Genomic DNA, 6,767 nt, shown 5'->3' with positions numbered 1-6,767 from the left:
ACGAAGCCGGGTGCCGCGGCGACCCCCACCCGCTCGGCCGCCGCGGCACCCGGCTTCGTCGGCTGGTACAGCCACGTGTCGAGCAGGGCGTCCAGTCGCCGCCCTGACACCTCCTCCGCGTACGCGACGAAGTCGCCCACCGTCGCGTTGCCGTACGCGTACTTCGCCGGCCACCCCTTCAGGATCTCGAAGAAGGCCACGTCCCCGATCTCGTTGCGCAGCGCCTGCAACGCCAGGGCGCCCCGGTCGTAGACGGCGATGTGGAACTGGTTCTCCGGCCCAGGGTCGCCCGGCCTGACCGTCCAGAAGGGATCGTCGGCCGCCCGGGAGGCGTACACATGGTCGGCGATCTCCTGCGCCGTGCCCTCGTTCTCATGCTCGGACCACAGCCATTGCGCGTACCGGGCGAAGCCCTCGTTGATCCAGATGTCCTTCCACCCGGCGACGGAGACGAGGTCGCCGTACCACTGGTGGGCCAGCTCGTGCACCACCACCGACACGTTCGACCCGCTCGCGAACTGGCGGGGACTGTAGAACGGGCGGGTCTGTGTCTCCAGGGCGTACCCCACCTGCGGGGTGTTGGGCACATATCCGCCGAGGGCGTTGTACGGATACGGCCCGAACCACTCGGTCAGCCAGGCCGCGACCTCGCCGGTCCGCTCGACGCTCGCGCGGGCCGCGCCGGCGTCGTCGCCGAGGTCCTTGCTGTAGGCGTTGACGATGGGGATGCCGTTCTCGGTCCGCCCGGTCGTGATGTCGAACCTCCCGACGGCGAGCGTGGCGAGATACGTGGCCTGAGGCTTGTTGGAGCGCCAGTTGTAGCGGGTCCATCCCGCGCGGGAGGAGGTCGACTGGAGCGTGCCGTTGGAGAGGGCCTGGGTGCCGTCCGGGACGAGGACCGACATGTCGTACGTGGCCTTGTCGAGCGGGTGGTCGTTGCTGGGGAACCACCACCAGGCCGCCTCGGGCTCGCCCGCCGCGACTCCGCCGTCCGGGGTGCGGAGCCAGCTGGTGAATCCGTACGCCTTCTCGGCGGACGGCACCCCGGCGTAGCGCACCACCACGGTGACCTCCGTGCCCTTGGGCAGCGGGTTCCTCGGCGTGATCTCCAGCTCGTGCTCGCCGGAGGTGGCGAAGGCCGCCTTGGTGCCGTTGACCCGTACCTCACTCACGTCGAGGAGGAAGTCCAGGTGGAGGCGGGACAGGTTCTCGGTGGTCCGGGCCAGCAGGGTCGCCGTCCCCTCCAACCGGTCCGTCCCCGGCTGGTACTTGAGCCGGAGGTCGTAGTGGGAGACGTCGTATCCGCCGTTGCCGTAGGCCGGGTAGTAGGGGTCGCCGATCCCCGGCGCACCGGGCTCGTAGGAGGCCGCCGAAGCCGGGATCGCCAGCAGAAGGGAGGCCACGAACGCGCCCGGGGCGATGAGTCTGCGGTGCACGAATCACTCCAAGTCGTCGGTGAACGGTGCCGCTTGTTTGTGCGGAGCCTATTGAGTCTCTGTGCGCCCAGCCGTGTCCATGGCCACCGCTGTCACACGATCGCCATTCGGCCGACATGAGTCACCCCCCTTGACGCTCCTTTCCGGCCAACACCGTGGCCGATCTCCCGCGCGCACCAACGGGCCCTCTTTTGAACGGGAGTTGACAGCAGTACCGTCCGGCGCATGCCGATATCTGCGCGACGCACCCCCCTTTCGACCTGGAGATCTCTCGCCACGGTCGCCACGTCCGCCGCCCTGATGGCCACCTTCGTCACCCCGGCGGTCGCCGACAGCGCGACGCCGCGGAAGAGCCGGCCCGTCTACGCCTACGACAAGGCCATCCGCGAGGCCGTCTGGGTGGACACCGGACTCGACGGCGACCGCGACGGAAGGAACGACCGCGTCGCCGTCGACATCGTCCGCCCGAGTGAACCCGCCCAGCAGGGCCGGAAGATCCCCGTGATCATGGACGCCAGCCCCTACTACTCGTGCTGTGGGCGCGGCAACGAGAGCCAGCGCAAGACGTACGACGCGAACGGCGACGTCGTCCAGATGCCGCTGTTCTACGACAACTACTTCGTGCCCCGCGGCTACGCCTTCGTCGCCGTCGACCTCGCCGGGACCAACCGCTCCGACGGCTGCGTGGACGTCGGGGGCCGCTCCGACATCCAGTCCGCCAAGGCGGTCGTCGACTGGCTGGGCGGCCGGGGGAGGGCGTACACCACCCGCACCGGCTCCACGAAGGCCAAGGCCGGCTGGACCAACGGCAGAACCGGCATGATCGGCAAGAGCTACGACGGCACCATCGCCAACGGGGTCGCCGCGACCGGCGTCAAGGGCCTGAAGACCATCGTCCCGATCGGCGCCATCTCCTCCTGGTACGACTACTACTTCGCCAAGGGCGCCCCCCTCTACAACTCCGGCCCCGACTGGCTGTCCGACGCCGTCGAGAGCCCCGAGGCCCGTGCCAAGTGCGCCCACGTCCAGCAGGCGCTCGTGGACGGCGCCCCGCGCACCGGCGACTGGACGCCGCTGTGGACCGAGCGCGACTACGTCAAGGACGTCCGCAAGATCGACGCCAGCGTCTTCGTCATCCACGGCCAGCAGGACCTCAACGTCCGCCCCAAGCACTTCGGTCAGTGGTGGGACGCCCTCGCGAAGCACGGCGTCGAGCGCAAGATCTGGCTCTCCCAGACCGGCCACGTCGACCCCTTCGACTTCCGCCGCGCCGCCTGGGTCGACACCCTGCACCGCTGGTTCGACCACGAACTCCTCGGCTACGACAACGGCATCGACGACGAGCCCATGGCCGACATCGAACGCCACCCCGACCAGTGGGTGACGACGAAGACCTGGCCGCCGCGCACGACGCAGACCACGACCCTCCGCCCCGGCAAGGGCGCCCTGGCCGGCGTCGGCACCCTCGGTCTGCGCAAGAGGCCCGGCACCGAGACCTTCACCGACAACCCCACCCTGAACGAGACCGACTGGGCGGCGCACATCGGCCGCTCCACTCCCGAGAAGGCGGGCTTCGTCACCGCCCCGCTCACCAAGAACCTGCGGCTGTCCGGCTCCGCGAAGGTGACCGTCACCGCCACGCCCACCACCTCGACCGCCCACCTCTCGGCGATCCTCGTGGACCTCGGCCCGGACACCATCCGCGACTACTCCTCCGCCGGTGAGGGCATCACCACCCTGACCGACCGCACCTGCTGGGGCCCGAGCACCCCCGGTGACAGCTCCTGCTACCTGAAGACCCGGACGAAGACCGCCGCCGTCGACTACACGATCTTCAGCCGTGGCTGGGCCGATCTCGGCAACCACTCCTCCGGCACCGGCACCCCGCTCACCCCCGGCACCCCGTACACCCTCACCCTCGACCTGCACGCGAGCGACCACGTCGTCCCGGCCGGCCACCGGCTCGCCCTCATCGTCGCGGGCACCGACGAGGGGCTCATCGACCCGCCGTCGACGAAGCCCACCCTGACCCTCGACCTCAAGCGCACCTACGCCAAGGTGCCGCTGGTCGGCGGACCCGCCGCCTTCAAGAAGGCGACCGCCGGCGCCGCGTCCGCACCGAAGGGATCCACCTCCGCACCGAAGGGCTCCGTCCTCGACGGCGTCGGAGAGCCGAGCGGGCCCGCCCGCCTCCCCGGAGACGGCGCATGAGGTCCCGGATCGCCGCGCTGATCGCCACCGCGCTCGCCGCGCCCCTGCTGTCGACCCCCGCGTACGCGGCGGACACCGCGCCCCTGCCGCGTACCGGATTCGAGCAGTCGGGCGGAGCCCGGTGGACGAGCCAGCCGGAAGAGGAGGAATTCCTCACCGCCGTGGACCGGGCGAGCCACCGGGTGTCGGTCACCCGCGCCGGCACCACCGCGCAGGACCGCCCGCTCCACCTCGTCCGGATCGGCACCCGCCCCACCTCGCGGACGGTGCTCCTCGTGTGCAGCCAGCACGGCGACGAGCCCTCCGGCCGGGAGGCGTGCCTCACCACCGTCCGGGACCTCGCCCGGCCCGGGGACCGGCGGGCCGAGCGATTGCTGAAAACCACCACCGTGCTCGTCGTGCCCACCGCCAATCCCGACGGCAGGGCCGCCGGCACCCGCGGCAACAGCGACGGCGTCGACATCAACCGCGACCATCTGGCCCTGCGGACCGCGGAGGCCAGGGCACTCGCCGCGATCGTCCGCGATCGCAAACCAGACATTGTCTATGACCTGCACGAATACGGTGCAACACCCCCGTACTACGACAAAGACCTGTTCGATCTCTGGCCGCGCAACCTCAACACGGACGCCGCCGTCCACGCCGAGGCGCGCACCCTGTCCCTGGACCACGTACGGCCGGAGGCGCGGGCGGCGGGCCACTCGACCGGCACATACGGCATCTGGACCGACCCGGTCACCGGCGAACCGATCCGGCAGGTCGCGGGCGACGGCCAGGAACGCATCCTGCGGAACATGTCCGGCGTCAAGCACTCGGTGGGCCTGCTCATCGAGAGCCGTGTCGAACCGCCGACGCCGGACACCCCCGAGCCGGTCAACAACCGGCGTCGCGTGGACTCCCAACGCGCGGCCCTGAAGGGCCTGTTCGGGTTCGCGGTGGAGCGGGGCCGCCAGGTCGACGCGGCGACCCGCGAGGCCCGTCTCGCCGGCCTGCGCGACACCGGGCCGGTGTATCTCGGCGGTGCCGACAACGACCCCGCCGAACCCGCCGAGGTGCTCCAGGACCCGCCCTGCGGCTATCGGCTCACCGCCCGGCAGTACGCGGAGGTCGGCGACGAGCTGGCCCTGCACGGCGTTCGCGCGCGTACCCGCGACGACGGTGTGCTCGTTCCGTTGCGCCAGCAACTGCGCGCGCTCGTTCCCCTGCTCCTGGACGAACGGGCGCCTTACCACCTGACGGTGGGAGAACCCGACGCCACCTGTTGAAGAAGAAGGGGTCGGGTTCACATGTGGTAGGGCTCGCTGGGCAGGAGTAGCTCAGTTCCAGCCACTCGCGGAAAGGTTCCACCTGTGACGCACGATCACACCACCACCCACCACGGGGGAGGCTTGCTTCCCGGCTCGGAGGCGGGTCTCCCCGGCGGCGGGCGGCCCAGAACCGATCGCGTCGTGTTCGGCGTGACGGCAGCACTGACCTTGGCGTTCGTGCTCTGGGGTGCCCTCGCCACCGACTCGCTGGAGAGCGTCTCCGGCAAGATGCTGAGCGGCCTCATCCACAACGGCGGCTGGGCGTTCATGCTGGCCGCCTCCTGCTTCGTGGTCTTCGCCCTGTGGCTAGCCGCCAGCCGCTACGGCCGTATCCACCTCGGCGTGGAGGGGGAGAAGCCCGAGTTCCGCACGGTGTCGTGGGTCGCCATGATGTTCAGCGCCGGCATGGGCATCGGTCTGATGTTCTACGGCGTCAGCGAGCCCCTCGCGCACTTCACCACGCCACCTCCGGGCACCAACCCGGAGGTGGCCGGTGAGCGCATGGAGACGGCGATGGCGACCACGCTGTTCCACTGGACGCTCCACCCCTGGGCGATCTACGCGGTGGTCGGTCTCGCCATCGCCTACAGCACCTTCCGCAAGCGCCGCCGCCAGACGATCAGCGCCGTCTTCACCCCGCTGATCGGTGAGAAGCACGCGAACGGCACCGGCGGCCGGGTCATCGACATCCTCGCCATCGTGGCCACCATATTCGGCTCGGCGGCCTCCCTCGGCCTCGGAGCGCTCCAGATCGGCTCCGGCGCCCGGGAGCTGGACTGGATGGACAAGGTGAGCACCGGGCTGCTCGTCGGCATCATCGCCGTGCTGACCCTGGCCTTCGTCGCCTCCGCGGTGTCCGGTGTGGAGAAGGGCATCCAGTGGCTGTCCAACACCAACATGGTGCTGGCCCTGGCCCTGCTCCTCTTCGTCTTCGTGGCCGGCCCGACCATCCTCGTCCTCGACCTCCTGCCCACCTCGGTCTTCTCCTACCTCGGTGACCTGCCGCAGCTCGCCGGCCGCACGGAGGCGTCCGGCGGCAAGGGCGTGGCCGACTGGCTGAGCAGCTGGACCGTCTTCTACTGGGCGTGGTGGATCTCCTGGACGCCCTTCGTCGGCATGTTCATCGCGCGCATCAGCCGTGGCCGCACCATCCGCCAGTTCATCGGCGGCGTCATCCTCGTGCCCAGCTCGGTGAGCCTCGTGTGGTTCGCGGTGTTCGGGGGCACGGCCATGAAGCTCCAGGACCAGGGCCGACTCGGCGACGAGTCCACCCCCGAGGGCCAGCTGTTCGCGGTCCTCAACCAGTTCCCGGCGGCCACCGTCACCTGTCTGCTGGTGATGGTCCTGGTCGGCATCTTCTTCGTCTCCGGCGCCGACGCCGCCTCCATCGTCATGGGCACGCTCTCCCAGCGCGGCGCTCTCGAACCGGGGCGCTTCGTCGTCGTCTTCTGGGGCGTCCTCACCGGAGCCGTCGCCGCGATCATGCTCATGGTCGGCAGCGGCCGGGGCGACGCCCTCACCGGCCTGCAGAACCTCACGATCCTGGCCGCAGCCCCGTTCGTCCTGGTCATGATCGGCATGTGTGTGGCGCTCATGCGCGACCTGCGCCGCGACTCGGTGATCGTGCGGGAGGAGATGGCCTCCGAGGCCGTCGAACTCGCCGTCATCGAGGGCCACAAGCGCTACGACGGCGAGTTCGAGATCAGGGTCGGTCCGGGGCAGGGAACGGAGATCGAGGGCGACCCCATCGGACACCGCAAGGAATGACCGACACCGGGGGCGCCGGACCGGCCCGGCGCCCCCGGTGTCGGTC

The 6,767-nt window shown here is 70.3% G+C and carries 4 protein-coding genes; 3 read left to right on the top strand and 1 reads right to left on the bottom strand.

The window, feature by feature from the left end; all coding sequences use genetic code 11:
• On the bottom strand, positions 1-1,436 hold a 1,436-nt coding region (locus AOK15_RS34825; RefSeq protein WP_055522300.1), incomplete at its 3' end, for a M1 family metallopeptidase.
• A 225-nt stretch (positions 1,437-1,661) separates the two neighbouring features.
• Here AOK15_RS34825 and AOK15_RS34820 point away from each other — a divergent pair.
• The 3 genes from AOK15_RS34820 (at position 1,662) to AOK15_RS34810 (ending at position 6,721) form a co-directional block, all read left to right on the top strand.
• Positions 1,662-3,647: a Xaa-Pro dipeptidyl-peptidase gene (locus tag AOK15_RS34820; RefSeq protein WP_055522299.1), complete on the top strand. Its 1,986-nt coding sequence runs from the start codon at positions 1,662-1,664 to the stop codon at positions 3,645-3,647.
• On the top strand, positions 3,644-4,912 hold the full coding sequence (locus AOK15_RS34815; protein WP_055522298.1) for a M14 family metallopeptidase: 1,269 nt from the start codon (positions 3,644-3,646) through the stop codon (positions 4,910-4,912). Before AOK15_RS34820 ends, AOK15_RS34815 begins: the two co-directional genes overlap by 4 nt.
• Positions 4,913-4,996: 84 nt before the next feature.
• Positions 4,997-6,721 carry a BCCT family transporter gene (locus tag AOK15_RS34810; protein WP_055522297.1) on the top strand — a complete coding sequence of 575 codons (1,725 nt, stop codon included), beginning with the start codon at positions 4,997-4,999 and terminating at the stop codon, positions 6,719-6,721.
• Positions 6,722-6,767 lie beyond the last annotated feature (46 nt).

This window comes from Streptomyces ossamyceticus (assembly GCF_001418475.1).
In the GTDB taxonomy this organism is placed as follows: Bacteria; Actinomycetota; Actinomycetes; order Streptomycetales; family Streptomycetaceae; genus Streptomyces; species Streptomyces ossamyceticus.
The sequence above is the reverse complement of the archived record's forward strand: the minus strand, read 5'-3'. Positions and strand labels throughout refer to the sequence as shown.

Coding starts and splice junctions, on each gene's coding strand:
- AOK15_RS34820 (WP_055522299.1), top strand. CDS start 1,662: ATGCCGATATCTGCGCGACGCACCCCCCTTTCGACCTGGAGATCTCTC.
- AOK15_RS34815 (WP_055522298.1), top strand. CDS start 3,644: ATGAGGTCCCGGATCGCCGCGCTGATCGCCACCGCGCTCGCCGCGCCC.